The organism is Geothermobacter hydrogeniphilus, from assembly GCF_002898515.1.
Lineage (GTDB): Bacteria > Desulfobacterota > Desulfuromonadia > Desulfuromonadales > Geothermobacteraceae > Geothermobacter_A.
Genome location: NZ_PPFX01000034.1, coordinates 1 through 22,269, shown reverse-complemented (window position 1 = coordinate 22,269; position 22,269 = coordinate 1). Strand labels below are relative to the sequence as shown.

Here is a 22,269-nt window from a genome sequence, read left to right as displayed (position 1 = left end):
AGCTGGGATCAGGCGCCTTGCGCCTTGGCAATAACCTGGGCGTACTGCTCGGTGTACTCAGGACGTTCTTCCTTGTAGAGAACACCGGTGAGGACCTTGCCTTCAAGTTGCTCGGGGGTCATTTTGGCGGCTGCGGCCACCGGAACAGCGATGTCCTTGAGACGCTTCATCATGTCGACCACGGAGCGGAACTTGTTGCGGCGGCCATAGGTGGTCGGGCAGTCATCGAGGATCTCGATCACCGCCGTACCCTTGTGGCGGATGCCTTCGGCAATCAGCTTATCAATCTGGGTAGCGTGAAAAGCGGTGCCGCGGGCGACGAAGGTGGCCCCTGCGCCGATCGCCAGCTTGCTGATATCGAAGGTCGGATCGGGGTTGCCGTAGGGGGTGGTTGAAGCCATCGCCCCGGTCGGTGTGCAGGGCGAGAACTGGCCGCCGGTCATGCCGTAGATATTGTTGTTCATGACGATATAGGTGATGTCGATGTTGCGGCGGCAGGCATGGATAAAGTGGTTGCCGCCGATGGCGGTGCCGTCGCCGTCGCCGCCGACCACCAGCACGGTCATTTCCGGTTTGGCCATCTTGACGCCGGTAGCGAAGGCTGCGGCCCGGCCGTGGGCGGTGTGCAGGGTGCAGGCGTCGAGGTAGCCGGGCAGGCGGCTGGCGCAGCCGATGCCGGAGACCACGGCGGTATTTTTCAGATCCAGTTCACAGCTGTCCATAGCCCGGATCAGGCCCTTCATAATGATCCCATGACCGCAACCGGGGCACCAGATATGGGGGAGCTTGCCCGGACGGATTGACTTCTCGTAATCGTATGCCATTACAGCACCTCCTTCACCCGGTCGATAATTTGGCCGGGATTGATCGGCTCACCATCAACGCGGCCGATGTGGCTGACGAGACAGGCACCCTTGGCAACGCGTTCGACTTCACGGACCATCTGTCCGAGGTTCATTTCCGGGCAGACAATCGCCTTGGCCTGTTCGGCCAGTTCCGCGACCCGTTCATCCGGGAAAGGCCAGACAGTGATGGGACGGAACAGGCCAGCTTTGATGCCTTCCTTGCGCAGTTCATTGACCGCGTAGCGGGCGCTGCGGCTGGTCGAGCCGTATGCAAACAGCACCACTTCGGCATCTTCGAGCTGGTATTCCTCGTTCTTCAGGATGTCGTCGAGGTTGTCCATCACCTTGGCGATCTGCCGGCGTTCCTCGGCGTCAACCAGTTCCGCCTTGGTGGTCGGGAAGCCGTCCGCCGCCTTGTTCAGGCCGGTGACATGGTAGCGGTAGCCACTGCCGAAGGATGCCAGCGGCGGAATCTGTCCCTGGCTGTCATCGTAGGGTTTGTAGTCTTCGGGGCTGACAGTCGGTGCTTCGCGATCGATAACTTCGAGTTCGCCTGGTTCAGGGAAGGTGACCGGCTCACGCATGTGGGCGCAGATTTCATCGAGCTGCAGTTGGACCGGCATGCGGTATTTTTCGGCCAGATTGAAAGCGCGGACCGTCTCCTCGTAGATCTCCTGGCAGGAGGCTGGAGAGATTGCGATGGCGGCATGGTCGCCATGGGTGCCCCACATCGCCTGCTGCATATCGGACTGGCCGGGGCCGGTCGGCATGCCGGTTGAAGGACCGCCACGCTGGACATTGACGATGACGCAGGGGACTTCGGCGATGCAGGCATAGCCGATCAACTCCTGCTTAAGGGACATGCCCGGACCGGAGGTGGCGTCGAGCGCTTTGGCGCCGGTCAGGGCCGCGCCGATGAGCGCTGCGGTCGCACCAATTTCGTCTTCCATCTGGATAAATTTGCCGCCGACTTTCGGCAGTTCGTTGGACAATACCTCGGCCACTTCGGTCGAGGGAGTGATGGGATAGCCGGCGAAGAAGTTGCACCCGGCGTACAGCGCGCCGTGGGCACAAGCCTCATTCCCCTGCATCAGAGCAACTTTTTTAGCCACTGGTCGAAACCTCCTCTAGTGGTTAGGCAATTTTTTCGACTTTGATAGCGAAATCCGGGCAGCGCAGTTCGCACTGCATGCAGGCGATGCAGGCATCCGGATTGGCCACCTTGACGGTAAAGGCGTCCATGGCCAAGACCTTGGTGGGGCAGAACTCCACGCAGATGCTGCAGCCTTTGCAATATTTCTCGATGACCTCGAGCTTACCTTTGGCCTTGCTCATTCCTGTCTGTCTCCTTTTTGTAGATGGCTCCGGCGGAGCGGGTCAAAACGGCGGAATGGTACCACAAACGGCGGATTTGAAACAAGAAATAGTGTCTGCGTTATGCCGCTTTTCAGGCAGATTGAAGGGTTGTTACAGCCTGATTGAAATTTCTCCGCGCGGAAAAGCAAAGAAGGGCAATGTAACCATTGCCCTTCTTTGCGGTTTTCAACGTCAACAGGGCATCAGAGGCCGAGGCTGTCGACCAGACCCTTGACCGCGTTGACGGAATTGTCGAACTGGGCCTGCTCTTCGGCATCGAGGCTGAATTCGATGATTTTTTCGACCCCGCCGGCGCCGAGAACACAGGGGACGCCGACATAGTAGCCGTCAACACCGAACTCGCCGTTGAGCATGGCGCAGGTCGGCAGGACCCGTTTCTGGTCCTTGAGGATCGACTCGGCCATGGCGATAGCCGAGGAAGCCGGGGAGTAGAAGGCACTGCCGGTCTTCAGCAGGGCGACAACTTCGCCGCCGGCACCCTTGGTGCGCTTGACCATGGCGTCCATGACTTCTTTGGCTTTTTCGGCGCTGCCGTATTTTTTTTCCAGCAGTTCCATGACCGGAATGCCGTTGACCGAGGCGTAACGGATCAGCGGCACCATGGTGTCGCCGTGGCCGCCGAGGGTCATGGCGTTGACATCCTTGACCGAAACACCCAGTTCCCAAGCGATGAAGGCCTGGAATCGGGCCGAGTCGAGTACGCCGGCCTGACCCATGACACGGTTGGACGGGAAACCGGTAACCTTGCGGCAGAGGGTGACCATGGCGTCGAGGGGATTGGAGATGACGATAACGAACGCGTCGGGAGCATTGTCACGGATGCCTTCGGCAACCGAGGTCATGATCTTGGAGTTGACCTCGATCAGGTCATCGCGGCTCATGCCGGGTTTGCGCGGCAGGCCGGCGGTGACGATGACGACGTTGGCGCCGGCAATATCCTTGTAGTCGTTGGCGCCCTTGAGTTCGACGTCGAAGCCGTCAACCGGGGACGCTTCAGCGATATCGAGCATCTTTCCCTGGGGCATGCCTTCAACGATGTCGAACATGACGACATCGCCGAGTTCACGCAGCGCGGCGAGTTGAGCGAGAACACCACCGATTTGACCACCACCGATCAATGCAATTTTGGGTCTAGCCATTTTTCTCTCTCCTTTGGGATTTATTTCGCCGGCCCCAGAGGGGCCGGCACTGGTGCGAACAGGGCTGAAATCCGGAGCCGGAAATGTCAGCAGTGCCCACAGTATACACGGCTCCGGGGGCTGTCAAGAGATTGCGTCGATAATGGCGTTGAGTGTGGCGCTGGGCCGCATCGCCGCCTCGGTTTTGGCCTCATCGGCGTGATAATAACCACCGATGTCGACCGGCGCTCCCTGGGCAGCCAGCAACTCGGCATCGATCTTCTCGACGTTCTTCTCCAGTTCGGCGGCCACCTCGGTGAAGCGGGCCTTGAGTTCCGCATCCTTGTTCTGGGTGGCCAGTGCCTTGGCCCAGTAGAAACCGAGGTAGAAGCTGCTGCCGCGGTTGTCGAGTTCGTTGACCTTGCGTGACGGCAGTTTCTGGTTTTCCAGGTAGTTCATGATCGCCTGGTCGAGGGTTTCGGCCAGCACTGTGGCTTTCGGGTTGCCGTGCTTGTCGGCGATCATCTCCAGCGAGGGGACCAGCGCGCAGTATTCTCCGAGGGAATCCCAACGCAGGTGCCCTTCTTCAAGGAACTGCTGAACATGCTTGGGGGCGGAGCCGCCGGCGCCGGTTTCGAACAGGCCGCCACCGGCCAGCAGCGGGACAATGGAGAGCATCCGGGCGCTGGTGCCGAGTTCGAGAATCGGAAACAGGTCGGTCAGGTAGTCGCGCAGCACGTTGCCGGTCACCGAGATGGTGTTCAGCCCCTTGCGGACCCGCTCGCAGGAGAATTTCATCGCCTCGATCGGTGCCATGATGCGGATGTCGAGGCCGCTGGTGTCGTGATCCTTGAGGTACTTTTCAACCTTGGCGATCATCTGGGCATCGTGGCCGCGTTTTTCGTCGAGCCAGAAGATGGCAGGTTCGCCGCTGGCTTTGGCGCGGGTGACCGCCAGTTTGACCCAGTCCTGGATCGGGATATCCTTGGCACGCGACAGGCGCCAGATATCGCCGGTTTCGACGGCGTGTTCCATCAGCACGTTGCCGGAGGCGTCGAGGACTCGAACGGTTCCGTCGAACGGAATTTCAAAAGTGGTCGGGTGGGAACCGTATTCCTCGGCTTTCTGTGCCATCAGGCCGACATTGGCGACGCTGCCCATGGTGGCCGGATCGAAAGCGCCGTTCTTTTTGCAGTCCTCCAGGGCCACCTGGTAGAACTGGGCGTAGCAACGGTCGGGGATCATCGCCTTGGTGTCATGCAACTGGTCGTCGCGGCCCCACATTTTTCCGCCGTCACGAACGACGACCGGCATCGAGGCATCGATGATGACGTCGTTCGGAACATGCAGGTTGGTGATTCCCTTGGCCGAGTTGACCATCGCCAGTTCAGGCTGCTCCTTGTAGACCGCTTCGATGTCGGCCTTGATCTCGGCCTGTTTCGCTTCCGGCAGGTTCGGCAGACGGCTGTAAAGATCGCCCAGCCCCTGGTTGGGGTTGAAGCCGATCTCTTTCAGGGTGTCGGCGTGTTTGCTCAGGGCTTTTTCGAAGAAGACCGAAACCGCGTGGCCGAACATGATCGGATCGGAAACCTTCATCATGGTCGCCTTGAGGTGCAGAGACAGCAGGACCCCCTGCTCTTTGGCATCGGCAATCTGCTCGGCGTAGAAGGCGCGCAGGGCCTTTTTGCTGATGAAGGAGCCGGAGAGAATCTCGCCGTCCAGTGAGGTGAGACCGTCCTTGAGGATGGTGGTGTTGCCGTCTTTGCCGGCCAGCTCGATCTTGAAATCGCCGCCCTTGTCGACAGTCACCGACTTTTCATTGGCGTAGAAATCGCCGTCATTCATGTGCGCAACATGGGCCTTGGAATCGCTCGGGAAGGGTTTCATCATCCGGTGGGGGTTCTTCTGGCCGAACATCTTGACTGAGGTGGCGGCACGACGATCGGAGTTTCCTTCACGCAACACCGGGTTGACGGCGCTGCCGAGGCACTTGGCATACCGGGCCTGGATGGCTTTTTCTTCTTCAGTCTTCGGCTCTTCCGGGTAGTCCGGCAGGTTGTAGCCCTGCGACTGAAGTTCGGCGATTGCTTCCTTGAGTTGCGGTACCGAGGCACTGATATTCGGCAGCTTGATGATGTTGGCTTCCGGCTTTTTGACCAGGTCCCCGAGGAACGCCAGGTTGTCCGCGATCTTCTGTTCTTCGGTCAGGTTGTCGGGGAAGGTTGCGAGGATGCGGCCGGCCAGCGAGATGTCGCTGGTTTCGACGTCGATACCGGTGCCCTTGGTGAAGGCTTTGACAATCGGCAGCAGCGAATAGGTCGCCAGTGCCGGAGCCTCGTCAATTTTGGTCCAGATAATTTTTGATGCCATGTCTCTCTCCTTGGTAAGTCTGGTCTTGGGTGGGCCCGTGGCCACATGGAAGACTGAATGACCTGTTAAACGACGTTTTTTTCGTCTTTCGGGTAGAATGGATGCAGTTGCCCACTGTTCTCGAAAGAGTGTATACAGTATACAAGGGTTTTGGACCTGTCAAGGGGAAATCAGCCCCCGCGTCACTACCTCAAACGGCATTTCGGAGGAAGCTTCGGCGACGGTCGCTCGGAGCGGTGAAAAGGGGGCTTCTTAGGGAAGTCAGTTGGTTGGAGCCAGTTTCCCGGGCAGGGGATAAATGCCGCTGGTACGGGCTTCCGCCCGCGCCGCGTTCTTGTCGTCGGTGGTGAGTTTGCGGGGAACGATCAATTCCTGGCCCGTATAGATTTTGCGCGGGTCCGTGATCTGGTCGCGGTTCGATTTGTAGAGCAGGGGCCAGAGCAGTTCGTCGTTATAGACTTCGGGTCGGGCGGCGATCTGCCACAGGGTTTCGCCGGCTTTGACCGTATAGTGGTTGACGGGGGCGGGCGGCTCCGGTTTGGGTTTCGGCTTCGTTTTGGCGGCCCGACGGTGTTTCTTTTTCTGCGCCGCGAGTTCCCGTTGGCGACGCAGTTCCTCAAGCTGTTTCTTTTTCAGGCGTTCCCGTTCAATGTGGGCACGTTTCTCCCTTGCCGTTGCGGCCGCCAGTTTTGCCTGCGCTTCTGCCGTCGAAAGAATATCACGGGCCGCTTTGTATTCACCTCGATCGCTGAGTCGTTCAGCATTGCGCAACGCCGCGCGGGCCGCCTGGTAGTCATCCCCGGCCAGTTCCATCGCGCCGGCGGCATAGGCCCTGGCGACAGCCTGGCGGGCGGCTGCCAGTTCCGCCTGCGGCGGCTTGGCGCACCCCGCCAGCAGGATGATCAGGGATACGATTGCGGGCAGCAGCTTTCGAAGTGGTCGCAGCATGGGCATTGTCAGCCGGTGATGAGGAAGCGTCCCCCCGCCGGGAGAGGGGGACGCCGCATGGTTCAGGATTTAGCGCGCGCCGCCAGCCGGATGCCGAGGTCGCGCAGCTGGACCGGGTCGACTTCTCCGGGGGCCTCTGACAGCAGGCAGGTTGCCTTCTGGGTTTTCGGGAAGGCAATCACGTCGCGGATCGAGTCGGTGCCGGCGAGGATCATGGTCAGCCGGTCAAGGCCGAAGGCGATGCCGCCGTGCGGGGGAGCTCCGTAGCTGAGCGCGTCGAGCAGGAAACCGAATTTGAGCTGCGCCTCTTCGTCATCGATACCGAGCAGGTTGAACATGCGCTGCTGGATCGCCTGATCGTGGATACGGATCGATCCGCCGCCGATTTCGCTGCCGTTCAGAACCAGATCGTAGGCCTTGGCCCGGACCTTTCCCGGATCGCTGTCGAGCAGCGGGATGTCCTCATCGAGCGGCGCGGTGAAAGGATGGTGGACGGCAACATGGCGCTTCTGCTCTTCGTCCCATTCGAGCAGGGGAAAATCGGTAATCCAGACGAAACGGAAGTCGCCCTTTTTGACCAGGTCCAGTTTCTGTCCCAGGTGCTGACGCAGGCGGCCGAGAGCCTGGTTGGTGGTGGCCGGTTTGTCGGCGACGAACAGCAGCAGGTCGCCTTCGGCGGCACCGAGAGCCTGCTCGATTGCCCGCAGTTCCTCGGGCTGGAAGAACTTGGCGATCGGCGACTGCCAGCCGTCGGCGGTCATCTTCACCCAGGCCAGGCCCTTGGCACCGTAATTGGCAACGAATCCGGTCAGATCATCCAGTTCCTTGCGTGACAGGCCGGAGCCGCCCTTGACATTGATCGCCTTGACCATGCCGCCGCTGCCGGCCACGTCGGCGAAGACCTTGAACCCGCAGCCCCGGACGATGTCGGTGATTTCGACCAGTTCGAGGTCGAAGCGCAGGTCGGGGTTGTCGACGCCGTAGCGGTCGATCGCCTCAGCGTAGGCCATGCGCGGCATCGGCAGGCTCAGTTCGACGTTGATCGTTTCCTTGAAGACACGGGCGATCATGGCTTCCATAATGTCCATCACGTCGTCGCGGTCGACAAAACTCATCTCGCAGTCGATCTGGGTGAACTCCGGCTGCCGGTCGGCGCGCAAATCCTCGTCACGGAAGCATTTTACAATCTGGGCGTAACGGTCGAAACCGGACACCATCAGCAGCTGTTTGAACAATTGCGGAGACTGCGGCAGGGCATAGAACTGACCGGGACTGACCCGGCTCGGCACCAGGTAGTCGCGGGCGCCCTCCGGAGTACTCTTGGTCAGTACCGGGGTTTCAATGTCAAGAAACCCCTGTTCGTCGAGGTAGTTGCGCACCGTGCGGGTGACCTGGTGGCGCATCATCAGGCAGCGCTGCACCGTTGGTCGGCGCAGATCAAGATAACGATACTTCAGTCGCAGGTTCTCGGCGACATCGGTATATTCATCGAGCATGAAAGGCGGGGTCTTGGCCTGGTTGAGGATGCGCAGTTCGGAAATCTCGATTTCGACCTCGCCGGTCTTCATCTTCGGGTTGACCGTCCCTTCCGGACGATGAGAGACGGTGCCGATGGCGGCGATAACCCATTCATTGCGGACCCGGTCAGCCTTGGTGTGCGCTTCCGGGTCGCGATCCGGGTCGAGGGCCAGCTGGACGATGCCGGTCCGGTCGCGAAGGTCGATGAAGATCAGCCCGCCGTGGTCGCGGCGGCGCTGCACCCAGCCCATGATGCAGACCTTGTCGCCGATATGATCGGCGCGCAGGTCGCCGCAGTAATGGGTGCGTTTCCAGCTGCCAAGAGTGTCGTTCACGGAATATGTCCTCCGAAAGAGTCGATATGTTGGGTGCAGCCGCCCTTGCGGGCGAATTACTCATTATAAAAAATGCCCGTTCAGGGCGTCAAGACCAATGGCAGGACGAGGGCAACGCCGCAGATGGACGTTTTTCATCGACCTGTCAGGTGAAAAGTGTCCGCAGGGTATCGATGTCGAGACGAACCTCCTGCTGGCTGCCGTCGGCCATGGTGCGCAACTGGGCGCTGCCGCGGGCCAGCTCATCCTCGCCGATAATCAGCACTTGCGCTGCTCCGAGTTTGTCGGCCCGGCGCAACTGGGCCTTGAGACTGCGGCCCTGGTAATCCATTTCCACTTCGATTCCGGAACGCTGCATAAGCGACATCAGCCGGAAAGCCTCGTCGGCCGCCGCTTCGCCGAGTCCGGCGATGAACAGGGCGGGAGCGGGATGCTCCCGGTCGGCAGTCTCCTTGAGCAGCACCAGGCGCTCAAGTCCCATGGCGAAGCCGATACCTGGCAGGTCGGGGCCGCCGAGTTGCCTGATCAGCCCGTCATAGCGTCCTCCGGCGGCAACAGCGCTCTGGGAGCCGAGGCGGTTGGTCAGCAGCTCGAAGGTGGTTTTGCAGTAGTAATCAAGACCGCGGACCATGCGCGGGTTGACGGCAAACGGCAGCCGCAGATTTTTCAGGTAGCGGCGGACCCGGGCGAAATGGTCCTCGCACCCGCCGCAGAGGTGATCGAGCACCGAGGGTGCGTCGAGGGTTGCCTGGCGACAGCCGGGAACCTTGCAGTCAAGGGTCCGCAGCGGGTTGTTGCGATAGCGACGACGACAATCGTCACACAGACTGTCGAGTCGTTGTTCGATGAACGTGACCAGGGCCTGGCGGTAGCCGGGTCGGCATTCGGGACAGCCGAGTGAGTTGATCTGCAGCTCAACGTCATCGATGCTGACTTCATCGAAATAATTCACCAGCATGGCCAGCAGCTGGGCATCGATTTTCGGATCGTCGACACCGATGACCTCGGCGCCGATCTGGTGAAACTGGCGGTAGCGCCCTTTTTGCGGACGTTCGTGACGGAACATGGGGCCGCAATAGTAAAGCTTGGCGATCGGGTCGGCGGCATGCAGCTTGTGTTGGATAAAGGCGCGCATGACCGGCGCCGTGCCCTCCGGACGCAGGGTCAGCGAATGCCCCCCCTTGTCGGTGAAGGTGTACATTTCCTTTTCGACAATATCGGTGGCTTCGCCGATGGAACGGCAAAAGAGTTCAGTTTTTTCAACCACCGGCACACGAATTTCACGGAACCCGTAAGTGGAAAAAACCCTGCGGGCCGTCTCTTCCAGTTCCTGCCAGACCGGGCTGTCGGCAGGCAGGATATCATTCATCCCTTTGACGCCTGTGATACTCACGTGGTTCTCCTTGCTGAGCGGATGGACCTGAGCCTGAATCAGGCTGAAAACAGGCCGCCCGCCTGGTGGCGGGCGGCGGGGCACTATCATCGTCGCAGCCGGGCTGCTTGTCAAGTCTGATGCTTTCGCAAAAAAGCATCAAGGCTGTCGGCTAAGCTCTGTCGCAACCGGTTTCGTCCTCGGCGGTAAATCGCAGGCCGTCGACACGGTAGACATCAACCGGGTGTTCCTTGCCTTTCAAGGTCATCGGCGGCATGGCGGTTGCCTCCACCTGGTCCCGTACCCTCTCCCAGGTCGCGGCCGAGATGAGGATTTCACCGGGCCCTGCCAATCCCTGCAGGCGGGCGGCGACATTGACGTTGTCCCCGATGACCGTATATTCCATTCGCCGGGCCGAGCCGATGTTGCCGGCGACCACCGGGCCGGTATTGATGCCGATACCCATTTCCAGGGCCGGCAACCCCTTTTCCGTCTGCGCGCGGTTGAAATCGATGACCGCGCGCTGCATGTCGAGGGCGCACTGCACCGCCCTCAGCGGATCGTTGCCGAGGCTGATCGGAGCTCCGAACAGGGCCATGACCGAGTCGCCCATCAGTTTGTCGACCATGCCTTCGTTGTCGACGACGATGTCGATCATGGTGGTGAAGTAGGCGTTCAGCAATTCGAGAATCTGTGCCGGCGGGAGCCGTTCGGCAAGAGTGGTGAAGCGGCGGATATCTGAAAAGAGGATGCTGACCTCTTTTTCTTCCCCGCCGAGCTTGATGTCATCCCGATGTTCGAGAATGATCTTGGTCAGGGGCTTGCTGAGGTAGCGTTCAAAGGTGTTCTTGATGAACTCTTTTTCCCGCAGGCTGGCGGCCATGTCGTTGAACGCCGTGGTCAGAACGCCGATTTCGTCACGCCGCTTCAGGTCAATGTGCTGATCGAGATTCCCTTCGCCGATGGCCTTAACCCCCTTGACCAGGGCCAGTACCGGGCGAATGGAAAATCCGGCGAGAATAAAGGCGGCGATTGAACCGGCAAAGAGTGCCACCAGGGCCAGCAGCGCCATTCGGTAACGCATGGCGAGGATTTCATTGCGGATGGGGGTTTCAGACAAGCCGAGGTGTATCTCCCCCAGCAGCACCGGGGTTTCTGCCACCGAGTAGACCGGAACCTGCAGGTCAAGAACGGCATCTCTGCTGCCGATAATACGGATGACCCGGTAGCGTTCGCCCTGTTTGACAACTTCATTTCGAGGGCTGGACGTGAAGTTTCTGCCGACCCTGCCCACGTCATCGGCGGCGCGGATTTTCCCTTTGAGGTCGACCACCAGCGCGTAATCGATACCGGGAGCCTTGCGGGCATTTTTGACCGCCGAAAAGAGATACAGGTCATCTCCGGTCAGCAGCGGGTCTTCGGCATTGAAGGCAATCGCCCGGGCAATGCCGAGTCCTTTGTCGATGTTTTCACGGTAGAGGGAGTGACGGATATTCTGTTCCAGCAGCACGACCACGGACAGCATCAGCAAGCCGCCGAAAAGTGCCAGCAGCAGGGCGAACTTGAAACGCAGACTGGCGAAAAGACCGGTATCAGCCATTGCTGAACGCCTTGAGCTGGGCCAGCTTGCGCTCGGCTTTTTCGATATTGAGACGGGCTTTTTCATGTTGCGGCTGCAGGGTCAGGACCTGTTGCCAGCGGGTGATGGCATCCCGGTAGTGGCCGCTGGTATAAAGTTCGATGCCTTCCAGATAGAGTTGCTGGGCATCTTCCGGTTCCAGCCCCTCTTTCCGAATCGTTTTCAGCCGCTGCAGCTGTTTCCCGGCGGCGGTGTCGTAGGGGTCAATGCCGCGGGCTTTTTCCAGGGCCCTGGCGGCGGTCATGTAGTCGCCCTGATCAATGGCACGGGTGGCTTTGGCGACCAGCTCGCGGAGCTGTCCGGCGAGAGCCTTGCGGCTCTGCTTGAGTCCGGAGACCGCCTGCGGGTTGCCCGGGTCGAGATCCAGCACCCGGCGGTAGCTGGTCAACGCGGCCTGGTATTGGCCGGCTAAATTCTGCGCGCTGGCGGTTGCCAGGTTTCTGCGGACACGTAACGCGATATCGGTTTCCAGCTCCCGGCGCCGATCGGCGATGGTCCTGTCGTTCGGGGCCACTGCTTCGGCTTTGGCGAGCAGGGTGCGGGCCTTGTTCAGTTGACCGGCCTCACTTGCGGCATGGGCGGCTTTCAGCAGTTTGCCGACCTTCCGGTCTGCCGTTTTTTTCATCTCGGCCAATTCTGCCTTCAACTGCGGGTTCGGTTTGAGCTGCAGGGCTTTCCGGTAATGGCGGTGCGCCACTGAAAATTGTCCCGCCTGGCGGGCTCGCCTGGCCCAGTGCAGTTCCTCGGAGACCAGTGAACTGACCAGCGCTTCGGTGCGTTCGAGGCCGGCATTGGCAGTCCGGTTCTGCGGGGAGATGGTCAGGGCCTGTCGGTAAACACGACGGGCCTCACTCAGCCGTCCGTCCTCAAGCGCCCGCTCTCCTTTGTCAATCAGGTTGTCCACTTCGATCTTACGTTGTTGCTCCAGGTCAGCCATCCCCCGGCGGGCTGCGGTATTGTCCGGTTCGAGTTGCAGCACCTGACGGTAAATATCGCCCGCTTCACGGTCCGACCCGGCCTGTTTCAGGCTGGCCGCATCAGCCAGCAGGGTTCTGATCTGTTTGTCCAGTGCAGCCAGCGCCTGTTGCTCAAGTTTCAGACCGGCTTCATTTGCCGGCGTCAGATTGAGTCCTTGCCGGATGGTTTCCAGGGCCTGTCGCGGATGACCGGCCTGCAGGGCCTCCTGCCCGGCGGCAAACCGGCGCGAACTTTCCTTTTGCAGGTCCTGACGGCTCTGGTCGAGGTAGGAGCGGGCCATGCCGTGTCCCGGATTGATGCGCAGGGCGGCTTCCAGTTTCCTGATCGCCTCCGGCAGGTTCCCCTGACGATACAGCGCGCGGCCCTGCTGGAAGTAAGTTTCCGAGGCGCCCTGGTCGGCTTTCTGCAGGTTGAGATTGGCGCCGACATGGGTCGGGTCATGTTCGAGGACCTGCAGGTACTGTTCGCGGGCCTGTGGATACTGTTTCAGGGCCAGGTGGATATTGCCGGTCAGGTAGTGGGCCTGGGTTTCGGTATCGGGCGACCGGCCCAGGAAATCGGCTGCCGGCCGCGCTTTTTCAGGTTCCCCGGCATCCAGCAGGGCGGCCGCGCTGTTATAGACCATGGCGGTCAGGCTGCTCTGCATATCGTCCGGGATCGTTGCCGCGGAACGGGTTAACAGGTCGATGGCGGCCGGGTAGTCCTGGCGCTGGTAGGCGAGATAGCCGAGATAGTAGCCGCACAGGGCACTGTCGGGTTCGAGTTTCCGGGCCTGGAGAAAGAATTGGCGGGCGGCGTCAGGCTGTTTTGTTCCCAGGGCCTTGAGCCCTTTGTTGAAACGGATACTGTAGAGGGCGGTGCGGGCAATGTTGTCATCGGGCTGTTCCTTCAGAACGTTCTGCCATTGTTCGGCGGCCTTGTCCGGCTGCCCCTGTCCGAGATAGAGGTCGCCGAGCAGCCGGCGCGCCTCGGTCGTGTTTTCCGCACGGGTGATGATGCGGTGCAGCAGGCGGATCGCGTCCGCGGGTTGATCGGTGTCGATGTAGATAAGAGCGAGATTGAAGTAGAGGTTGGTCAGCGGGAAGAGGTCGGGTTGCTTTGCCGCCCCGAGGTCTTCGGCGCGTTCGAGATAGAGCAGGGCACTGTCGGCGTCGCCGAGGCGGGTATGGGCGAGGGCGAAATTATAATTTGCCTCAACCGAATCGGAGAACCCGGGATAGGCGGAGCGGAATTCCGTAATCGCATCCCGGTCGCGTCCTTCGATCAGCAGGGAGACTCCCAGATAATAGTGCAGCGACAGATTGTCCGGATCGACCGTGAGGGCCTGCCGATAGCGTTGAATGGTTTTTTCGGCGAGGGACGAGGGGGCGATTTCGACAGCCGGAAGGGGTGGTCCCGCCAACAGCAGAAACAACAGGCAGAAGCCGGATATCCTTAACATGGTCAACGATCGAGGTCGCCCGCGCCGCGGGTTACGTTACGGACCTTTTTACCGAGGTACATGGCCTTGTCAGCCAGTTCGAGAACCGCTCTTTTGTCCTGGGCGTCTTTCGGGTACGTGGCATAGCCGACACTTGCGGTGAGCTTGAAATCCTGTCCGATTTCAGCCAGGAAGATGTGTTGCTCAATGGTGCGACGAACCCGTTCCGCCACCACCGGTGCCCCTACGAGGCCGGTTTCGACAAGCAGCGCGGTAAATTCATCGCCGCCGTAGCGGAAGGGAACATCCACCTCGCGGATGCATTTGCGCAGCAGCCCGGCCACCTCCTTCAGAGCTTTGCTGCCCGAGAGATGGCCGTGGGTGTCGTTGACGGCCTTGAAACGGTCGATGTCGAGAAAGATGATCGAAAATTCGAGGCCGTAGCGTTCGGACCGACGGATTTCCTGTTCGAGGACGATATCAAGATAGCGCTGGTTGTAGAGCCCGGTCAGATCATCGGTATAGATCAGTTCCCGTGCCCCCTGGTAGCGATAGGCGTTGTCGAAGGCGATCCCCGCCTGTTCGGCGAGAAAATAAAGGTTTTCTTGCGGCAGCGGATCCGGCAGAGGCCGGCCTTCGGCATTGACCAGGACCAGCATCCCCTTGATCGCCTTCTGGCTGCGCAGCGGGAAAAGGCAGCAGTCGCGGACGTCCGGCGGCCAGTCGGCACCGGGCGGGATATCTCCGGAGGTCAGGATGCGCGGCTGGTCGAGGTCGGCAAAGTGCCCGCGCAGGAATTCGGCCAGGGATTTGGCCTGGAATTCTTCGATCTGCTGGCAGCCGAAAAGTCTTTCGACCCTGTTGCTGTTGCCGAGAAAGGCAAAACCCCGACTGGGACCGATTTCCTTGGACAGAGAGACAACGGTCTGGGCGAGTAATCGCTCGATTTCCAGGATGCCGGCCAGGGACTGGCCCTTCTGGAACAGTCGGATCTGGCTTTTCAGCAGGCTGTTTTCATCCAGCAGTCGACGTTGTTCAAGACAGGTTCTTACCAGGTGCCTGAGTTCTTCCGGGTTGAAGGGTTTGATCAGGTAGTCGCGGGCACCGTTTTTCAGGGCCTGGATAGCTGTTTCAAGGGTGGCGTGGCCGGTGGCGAGAATAACATCGGCAGGATTTTCCATGGCGCGGGTTTGGCGCAGGACTTCCAGGCCGTCGAGACCGGGCATAATCATATCGGTCAGTACCAGATCGATGCCTCCCTGACGAATGCGGCCCAGCGCGGCATCTCCCGATTCGACGGTTTCGACCAAGTATCCGTCTTCAGTCAGAATTTCAGCATAGAGGCGGCGAAAAAAGAGTTCATCATCAACCACCAGAACAGTCGGGCCCGGCATCAGGTTTCCCTCCAATCAAGAGCCCTGACGCTAGCAAAATCCGGCATTTATGTCAAATCCTGAATCAGTGGGGTGTGGCGGGTTGGTCGGTCAACGCGCGACTCGGTCCGAATTCTCAGGCGGGTGTGAACTGAACCGCCCCCGAGACCAGAATTGCGCCTTCCAGCCATGGCCTTCGCTGCGGCAGCGGACAGTATGCATCAGATCGGTGCGCAGCAGCGGCACGCCGTGCTTCCGGTAGAGATCGATCACGATGGTGCTGGGCAGCTTGTAGCTGTTGTGGTACCCGGCCGAAACCAGGGCCAGTTGCGGATTGATCCGTTCGAGTAACGCGTTCGGCGCGGAATGCCGGCTGCCGTGGTGGGGCAGTTTCAGCAGGGTGATGCGGGACTCCGGCAGGGTTTCGAGCAGGCGGTGAATGCCGCCGGCCTCCAGGTCGCCGGTAAAAAGAACGCCGTCGTTGCCGAACTCCTGGCAGAGAACCAGGGATCGATCATTGGTCGATTTTGCATCCTGCCGCGGAACCCAGATGCGCAATGGCTGCCGTGCGGGAACTGTTACCTGGTGCCAGCCGGGTGGCAGGGTCACGACTTCGGTTGATGGCTGCAGTGCAGCGGTGATTTCAGCCGGCAGCCGGTCGCTGGTCAGGGCCGAGATGAAACGTCGCACCGGGATTTTTTTCAGTACTGCCGCCAGGCCTCGATAGTGGTCCGGATGGGGATGGGTCAGGATGACGGCATCGAGCCGGTGGATGCCGAGCCGGCCGAGAGCCGGTGCCAGCAGGCGTTCACCGACATCGAAGGACCGGCTGCGCAGCCCGCCGCCGTCGATCAGGATCCGGCTTCCGTCCGCTCGGGTCAACAACAGCGACTCCCCCTGGCCGACGGCGAACGCGGTCACGGCGAGGTCGCCCGGGGGGGAGGCCAGGGCCGGGTTCAGGAGCAGCAGGCCGCCGGCCAGCAGGCTGAATCCGATTCGCTGTCGACCGTGGCTGATGAAGACGATTGCCAGAATCAGTGCCAGACCGGCAGCCAGCTGCCAGGGGTCAGGGAACCAGGGGGTCGGGGAGAGCAGCGGCCAGCGACTGACCTGTTCCCCCATGTCCAGGGTGGTCTGCAGCAGTCGGCCCGAAAGTTCGGCGGCCTGATCGCTGCCGGGGAGCTGCAGCAGGTGCCCCAGCAGACCCGCCAGTCCGACCGGCAGAGCGACAAAGCCGATCAGGGGGATGGCGAACAGGTTGCTGACCAGACCGGCGGGAATGAACTGGTGGAAGTGGAGTCCGACCAGGGGGGCGGTTGTCAGGGTGGCCGCCAGGGTGGCCAGAGGAACATCGATAATCTTCCGGGCCGGGCGCGGCAGGCGGGCGGTGAACCTCTTCCAGCGCGGTACCAGCAGCAGGATGCCGCCGACCCCGGCTGCCGAAAGCTGCAGGCCGGGTTCGTAGAACGCAAGCGGTTGCACCAGCAGCAGGCAGAGCAGGACCAGTTGCAGCAGGTCAAGAGGGCGTTGGCGTTCGCCCCTGAGGAGCAGCAGCGCCGCCAGGCTGAACATCAGCAGGGCCCGCCAGGTGGAGAGGGCTTCGCCAGTGTAGAAGGTGTAGAGCGCAAGCGGAAGAATCAGCAGGGCCGGCAGCACCCGGGCCGGAGCCTGCCAGAGCAGCAGCCGGGTCGAGCGGCGGTAGAGGAAGAGGCCAAGCTGATAGAGCAGCCAGGCCAGCAAGCCGAGATGGAGGCCTGAGATCGCCAGCAGGTGGGCCAGGCCGGTGCGGCTGATGCGGTCGCGTAGTTGGGGGGAAAAGTCACTGCGGTCGCCGAGCAGCAGCGCCTTGACCAAGGGCGCCTGCGTTGCCGGCAGCAGCTGGTCCAGCCAGTCCGCCGCGGCCTGCCTGTTGCCGGCCAGGCGCTGTCGCCAGCCGCGGGAACCGTTGTCGGCCCAGCGCACCAGGCCGGTTCCGTCGTGCAGGTAGCCGGTGACCCGGATGCCCTGGCTCGCCAGATGGCGTGGATAGTTGAATTCACCGGGCATGCCAAACTGGCGCGGACGGCGCAGGCGGCTCCTGAACTGCACCCGCGACCCCGGCGGCGGGCCTTGTTCAAGGTTGTCGACGTAAAGCCGCAGATGCCCACGGCAGCTGCGATTGCCCTGGTCGTGGAGAACCACCTGGCCGAGATCGAAGGTCCAGCGCCCGCGGCTGTTACGACTGCTGCGCAGCAGCCGGGCGGAAAGGATGTGTGGCTTCCCGTCGGCCAGCCGGCGCAGATCGTTGCTTTCCGTCGGTGGATTCAGGGCGTGTTGATAGAGGAGGGGGGCGGCGGTGCCCAGGGCCAGGCAGAGCAACCAGGGGGCCAACCTCTGTCGGCGGGCGACCAGGCTGACGACAACGAGGAACGTCGGCAGTGCCGGCCACCACGCGGGCAGGTCGAAGAGCGGGGCCAGGAACAGACCACCGCAGAGGCTGGCCAGCAGCGGGGAAATCACCGCCGATCAGCGTGGATTGACCAGCAGCGCCAGCAGCGGCAGCAGACGGTCCAGGTCGGCGAAGTGGATGGTTTCGCCGAGGCTGCGCAGGCCGCTCAGGTTGAGAAAGTCTTCGCCGGACGATGCCAGCGGTGTCAGGATAAGGGTGTCAACCCCGGCGCGTGGCGGCAGGGCCAGGTCCAGCCGGTGGGAGCGGCTGGCGAGAAAGAAGCTGGGGCCCTGTCGGGTCGCCAGGTAGGGAGGGAAGTCCCAGTTCAGTTGATAGCTGTCATCAAGCATTGTTTTGATTGATGCTCCGGCCATGGCACGCAACGCCAGGCGGTAGACACCGGCCGTGGGCGGGGTGAAGGTCAGGCTCAGTTTCGATCCCGCGGCCCCGGCCCGCACCCACGCTTGTCCGCTCGGCGCTCCCAGGTGCCTGGCGCTGGTTTTTTCGGCCGACGCGGGCAGGGTCATCTGTTCCGCTTCAACCTGAATCTCTTGATCGAGCGGAGGGAGATCGTCAAGCAGGTCGAGCAGTTGTATCGTTGTTACCGCCAGAACCTCGGGGGTCAGCGGCCGGTCAAGCTGCCAGCCTCCCGGCGGTTCGATCGGAGTCAGATTGGCGGCCTTCAGCTCGATGTAATCGATTCCACCGTCCGGCGGCAGGGCTACCGAGATCTCCTGCTGTCCGGCGGTCAACTCGACGTCGCCGAGTTCGACCTGCCGAAAGTGTTCGCCGCCGTCGGCTTTGAACTGTTGACCGCCGATGGTCAGTTGATGACCGGGAAGCCGCAGGGTGACACTGACCCGGTAACGACCGCCTATCGGCAGCAGAAAGGGCAGCCTGGCGGTGGTCGGGGTACTGATTCCACTGACCCAGCCGCTGCCGCTGAATGGCCCGTAACTGTGAAGGTTTTTGACCGATACCGGTTCCGTCGACGGTACCGCCTGTTCGGCCTCAATGCGAAATCGGCGCCTGCCGCTGACGATCGCCAGGTAGTCGGCATCTTCGGGTTCGTCCGGTAGACCGAATCCCCAGCCGAGTCCCTCGATCAGGTTTTTCAGCCAGTCGCGCTGGGTCGGAACGGGGGTGTCGACCGCGGCGGGAGGTGGCGCAACGGCTGTTTCGGGGGAGGTAGCGGGTTTGTCCGCGGCGGCCAGGGCGGCAGACGACCCGGCGCAGATCAGGGTGAGAAGGACGGAAAGCAGGGTGACGATTCTGATCACGAAAAGCTCCTCCGAAGAAATGGCGGCCTGAAATCCGGGACAGGCGAGAATCGGCTCGGCTACTACCCATGTATCATATCGCCTGCGGTTTGCAAAGCGGATCGCGGTTCTTTGCCGCCAGGGTGGCGGTGAACATCCACTCTTCTGCCATCGTTTGTCCGGGGATGGCTTCTGTGTCTGGATGCCGTCGATTTTTCCGGATTATCCGAAGCTTTCAGGGGGCGTTCACTGTCGCCGTTCGGCTCAGGTCCGGCTGGTAACAACTGGCTGAAACCGACGGCGAGCAGGCTGCAGAGAAAAAAGAGTTCAAACATGGCGGGCCTCCTTTTGTATCCTTTCGGACAGTCTCTGTCAGTATCGTGACGGAATATGTCACACCATTGAGCGGAACAGCTCTTCGGGCCCTGTTTCGCCCCCGGTTTTCAGATTGACAAAGCTTTTGACGATCGTATACAGTATGCAATATTTCTGATCCCTTCGATGCTGCACAGAGGCAGGCCATTTCAGCGTGTATCGGGGAACCGGTTCGACACACTTATCTGCGGCGGCGTCCGGCCGCCGGAACATTCCTTGGAGGAGAGAGCATGATTGAATCCTATCTGCGCCATGAAGAAGAGCGCAATGCGCTGGGTATTCCCGCATTGCCGCTGAATCCCGAACAGACCGCCCAGCTTTGTGAACTGCTGCAGAATCCGCCGGCCGGCAAGGAGGAGTTTCTGCTGAATCTCTTCACCGAGCGGGTCTCGCCGGGCGTTGATCCGGCGGCCGAAGTCAAGGCCGGGTTCCTCGCCGAAATCCTGCAGGGTGTCAAGTCGTCCCCGCTGATCAGCAAGTCTCAGGCCATCAAGATCCTCGGCACCATGATCGGCGGCTACAATGTCCAGCCGCTGATCGGCGCGCTGAGTGATGCTGAACTGGCCGATGAGGCCGCCTGCGCGCTCTCCGGACTGACCTATGTCTACGATGCCGCCGCCCAGGTGCTGGAACTGGCCAAAAGTCATGACGCCGCCAAAAAGGTGGCCGAGTCCTGGGCCGCCGCCGAGTGGTTCACCAGCAAGCCGGAGATGCCCGAGACCATCACCGTCAAGGTCTTCAAAGTGGAAGGTGAAATCAACACCGACGATTTCTCCCCGGCCGGTGACGCCTGGAGCCGCCCCGATATCCCGCTGCACGCCCTGGCGATGGGCAAGACCCGCTTTCCCGGCGGCATCGAGGAGATCGCCACGTGGCGCGCCGAAGGTCACCAAGTCGCTTTTGTCGGCGACGTGGTCGGTACCGGGTCCTCCCGCAAGTCGGCCTGCAACAGTGTCCTCTGGCACATCGGCGAGGACATCCCGGCGGTACCCAACAAGCGCCGCGGTGGCGTCATCATCGGCGGCGTCATCGCGCCGATCTTTTTCAACACCGCCCAGGATTCCGGCGCCCTGCCGTTGCGCATGGATGTCACCAAGATGAACATGGGCGACATCATCACCATCAACACCGCCAAAGGGGAAGTGACCAACGAGGCCGGTAAGGTGGTTTCGACCTTCGAGATCAAGCCGAATACCGTTCCCGACGAATTCCGTGCCGGTGGCCGTATTCCACTGATCATCGGCCGCAGCGTCACCACCCAGGCACGGGAGGCGCTCGGCATGGACGAAATCAACATCTTTGCCCAGCCGGACAATCCGACCCCGAAGGCGGGTCAGGGCTATTCGCTGGCGCAGAAGATGGTCGGACGCGCCTGCGGCGTTGAGGGGATTCTGCCCGGCACCGCCTGTGAGCCGAAGATGACCACTGTCGGTTCCCAGGATACCACCGGCCCGATGACCGCCGATGAATTGAAAGAGCTGGCCTGCCTGAAATTCCAGTCGCCGATGTTCATGCAGTCCTTCTGCCACACCGCCGCCTACCCGAAACCGGCCGATGTCAAGATGCACAAGAACCTGCCCGGCTTCATTGCCGAACGGGAAGGGGTCGCGCTGCGCCCGGGCGACGGCGTCATTCACTCCTGGCTGAATCGTCTGCTGGTTCCCGATACCGTCGGTACCGGTGGTGATTCGCACACCCGTTTCCCGGTCGGCATCAGTTTCCCGGCCGGTTCCGGACTGGTCGCCTTCGCCGGCGCTCTCGGTTTCATGCCGCTCGACATGCCGGAATCGGTGCTGGTGCGCTTCAAGGGTGAGTTCAACCCCGGCATCACCCTGCGCGACGCGGTCAACGCCATTCCCCTGTGGGCCATCAAGCAGGGGCTGATGACGGTGCCGAAGAAGAACAAGATCAATGTCTTCAACGGTCGCATCCTGGAGATGGAAGGGCTGCCGAACCTCTCCGTCGAGCAGGCTTTCGAACTGACCGACGCCGCTGCCGAGCGCAGTGCCGCCGCCGGTTGCATCCAGCTGTCTGAAGAATCGGTCTGCACCTATCTGCGTTCCAACATCGCCCTGATGGAGAAGATGATTGAAGAGGGCTATCAGCACGCCGGCACCCTGCGCAGGCGGATTGAGGATGTCAAGGAGTGGCTCAAGGATCCCAAGCTGCTCAGGGCCGACAGCAATGCCGAGTATGCCGCCGTGATCGAGATCGACCTGGCTGAAATCACCGAACCGATCCTGGCCTGCCCCAACGATCCGGATGATGTCAAGGTCCTTTCCGAGGTCGCCGGTACCGAGATCAACGATGTCTTCCTCGGTTCCTGTATGACCAACATCGGCCATTTCCGGGCTGCCGCCGAGATCTGGCGTGGTCAGAAATTCAATCCGAGTGTCCGCACCTGGGTCTGTCCGCCGACCCGCATGGACCAGGCCAAGCTCAAGGAAGAGGCTGTTTTCTCGGTTTTCAGCGCCATGGGCGCCCGGATTGAGATTGCCGGCTGTTCTCTCTGCATGGGCAACCAGGCGCGGGTTCCGGACGGCGTAACCATGTTCTCGACCTCGACCCGTAACTTCGACGACCGGATCGGCAACGGTGCCAAGGTTTACCTCGGCTCCGCTGAACTCGGCGCCGTCACCTCGACCCTCGGCAAACTGCCGACCCCGGACGAATATCTCGCCGTCTACAACGAGAAGGTTGCGCCGAAGAAGGATGAAATCTACAAGTACTTGCAGTTTGACGAGATGGACGGCTATGGCAAAAACGCCTGACGGTTTTTGCTTGTGATGCCTGACAAGGCCCGAAAGGCCGCCCCTGACCCTGGGGCGGCCTTTCGTTTGTGCGCCAGGCATGGCGCGTAGCGCCTTGACTGGCGCTGTTCTGGCAACTGTGGTGGTTGCCGGATGACTTGGGG

General features: G+C 61.2%; 15 protein-coding genes. 1 reads left to right on the top strand and 14 read right to left on the bottom strand.

Features of this window, described 5'->3' with window-relative positions:
- Nucleotides 1-8 precede the first annotated feature (8 nt).
- The 14 genes from C2E25_RS13195 to C2E25_RS17335 form a co-directional block, all read right to left on the bottom strand.
- Nucleotides 9-824, bottom strand: coding sequence for a 2-oxoacid:ferredoxin oxidoreductase subunit beta (locus C2E25_RS13195; protein WP_103116199.1), 816 nt, complete (start codon nt 822-824; stop codon nt 9-11).
- Complete coding sequence (locus tag C2E25_RS13190) at nt 824-1,957, bottom strand: 2-oxoacid:acceptor oxidoreductase subunit alpha (RefSeq protein ID WP_103116198.1); 1,134 nt, start codon at nt 1,955-1,957, stop codon at nt 824-826. Before C2E25_RS13190 ends, C2E25_RS13195 begins: the two co-directional genes overlap by 1 nt.
- A gap of 22 nt (nt 1,958-1,979) precedes the next feature.
- The gene (locus C2E25_RS13185) at nt 1,980-2,180 is read right to left on the bottom strand and encodes a 4Fe-4S binding protein (protein WP_085011498.1); all 201 of its coding nucleotides are present in this window, start codon (nt 2,178-2,180) and stop codon (nt 1,980-1,982) included.
- 224 nt (nt 2,181-2,404) lie between these two features.
- On the bottom strand, nt 2,405-3,361 hold the full coding sequence (gene mdh / locus C2E25_RS13180; RefSeq protein WP_103116197.1) for a malate dehydrogenase: 957 nt from the start codon (nt 3,359-3,361) through the stop codon (nt 2,405-2,407).
- Between the two features lie 123 nt (nt 3,362-3,484).
- Nucleotides 3,485-5,710: an NADP-dependent isocitrate dehydrogenase gene (locus tag C2E25_RS13175; protein ID WP_103116196.1), complete on the bottom strand. Its 2,226-nt coding sequence runs from the start codon at nt 5,708-5,710 to the stop codon at nt 3,485-3,487.
- A gap of 261 nt (nt 5,711-5,971) precedes the next feature.
- Nucleotides 5,972-6,658 (bottom strand): LysM peptidoglycan-binding domain-containing protein, encoded by a 687-nt coding sequence (locus C2E25_RS13170; protein ID WP_158247263.1) that lies wholly within the window; start codon nt 6,656-6,658, stop codon nt 5,972-5,974.
- 62 nt (nt 6,659-6,720) lie between these two features.
- Nucleotides 6,721-8,511, bottom strand: a complete 1,791-nt coding sequence (gene aspS, locus C2E25_RS13165; protein ID WP_103116194.1) for an aspartate--tRNA ligase — start codon at nt 8,509-8,511, stop codon at nt 6,721-6,723.
- Nucleotides 8,512-8,656: 145 nt separating this feature from the next.
- On the bottom strand, nt 8,657-9,880 hold the full coding sequence (gene hisS / locus C2E25_RS13160) for a histidine--tRNA ligase (protein ID WP_233189431.1): 1,224 nt from the start codon (nt 9,878-9,880) through the stop codon (nt 8,657-8,659).
- Nucleotides 9,881-10,055: 175 nt separating this feature from the next.
- Nucleotides 10,056-11,483, bottom strand: coding sequence for an adenylate/guanylate cyclase domain-containing protein (locus C2E25_RS13155; protein ID WP_158247262.1), 1,428 nt, complete (start codon nt 11,481-11,483; stop codon nt 10,056-10,058).
- A complete protein-coding gene (locus C2E25_RS13150; protein ID WP_103116191.1) occupies nt 11,476-13,941 on the bottom strand; it encodes a tetratricopeptide repeat protein in 2,466 nt (821 codons plus the stop codon). The genes C2E25_RS13155 and C2E25_RS13150 overlap by 8 nt, the downstream gene beginning before the upstream one ends.
- Before the next feature lie 2 nt (nt 13,942-13,943).
- Entirely contained in the window at nt 13,944-15,314 is a 1,371-nt protein-coding gene (locus C2E25_RS13145; RefSeq protein ID WP_103116190.1) for a diguanylate cyclase, read from the bottom strand.
- Between the two features lie 90 nt (nt 15,315-15,404).
- Nucleotides 15,405-17,792, bottom strand: coding sequence for a DNA internalization-related competence protein ComEC/Rec2 (locus C2E25_RS13140; protein WP_103116189.1), 2,388 nt, complete (start codon nt 17,790-17,792; stop codon nt 15,405-15,407).
- A gap of 6 nt (nt 17,793-17,798) precedes the next feature.
- Nucleotides 17,799-19,001 carry a hypothetical protein gene (locus tag C2E25_RS13135; protein ID WP_103116188.1) on the bottom strand — a complete coding sequence of 401 codons (1,203 nt, stop codon included), beginning with the start codon at nt 18,999-19,001 and terminating at the stop codon, nt 17,799-17,801.
- Between the two features lie 62 nt (nt 19,002-19,063).
- The gene (locus C2E25_RS17335) at nt 19,064-19,315 is read right to left on the bottom strand and encodes a hypothetical protein (protein WP_146032973.1); all 252 of its coding nucleotides are present in this window, start codon (nt 19,313-19,315) and stop codon (nt 19,064-19,066) included.
- 270 nt (nt 19,316-19,585) lie between these two features.
- Here C2E25_RS17335 and C2E25_RS13130 point away from each other — a divergent pair, with 270 nt between their 5' ends.
- Nucleotides 19,586-22,126: a bifunctional aconitate hydratase 2/2-methylisocitrate dehydratase gene (locus C2E25_RS13130; protein WP_103116187.1), complete on the top strand. Its 2,541-nt coding sequence runs from the start codon at nt 19,586-19,588 to the stop codon at nt 22,124-22,126.
- Nucleotides 22,127-22,269: the final 143 nt, after the last annotated feature.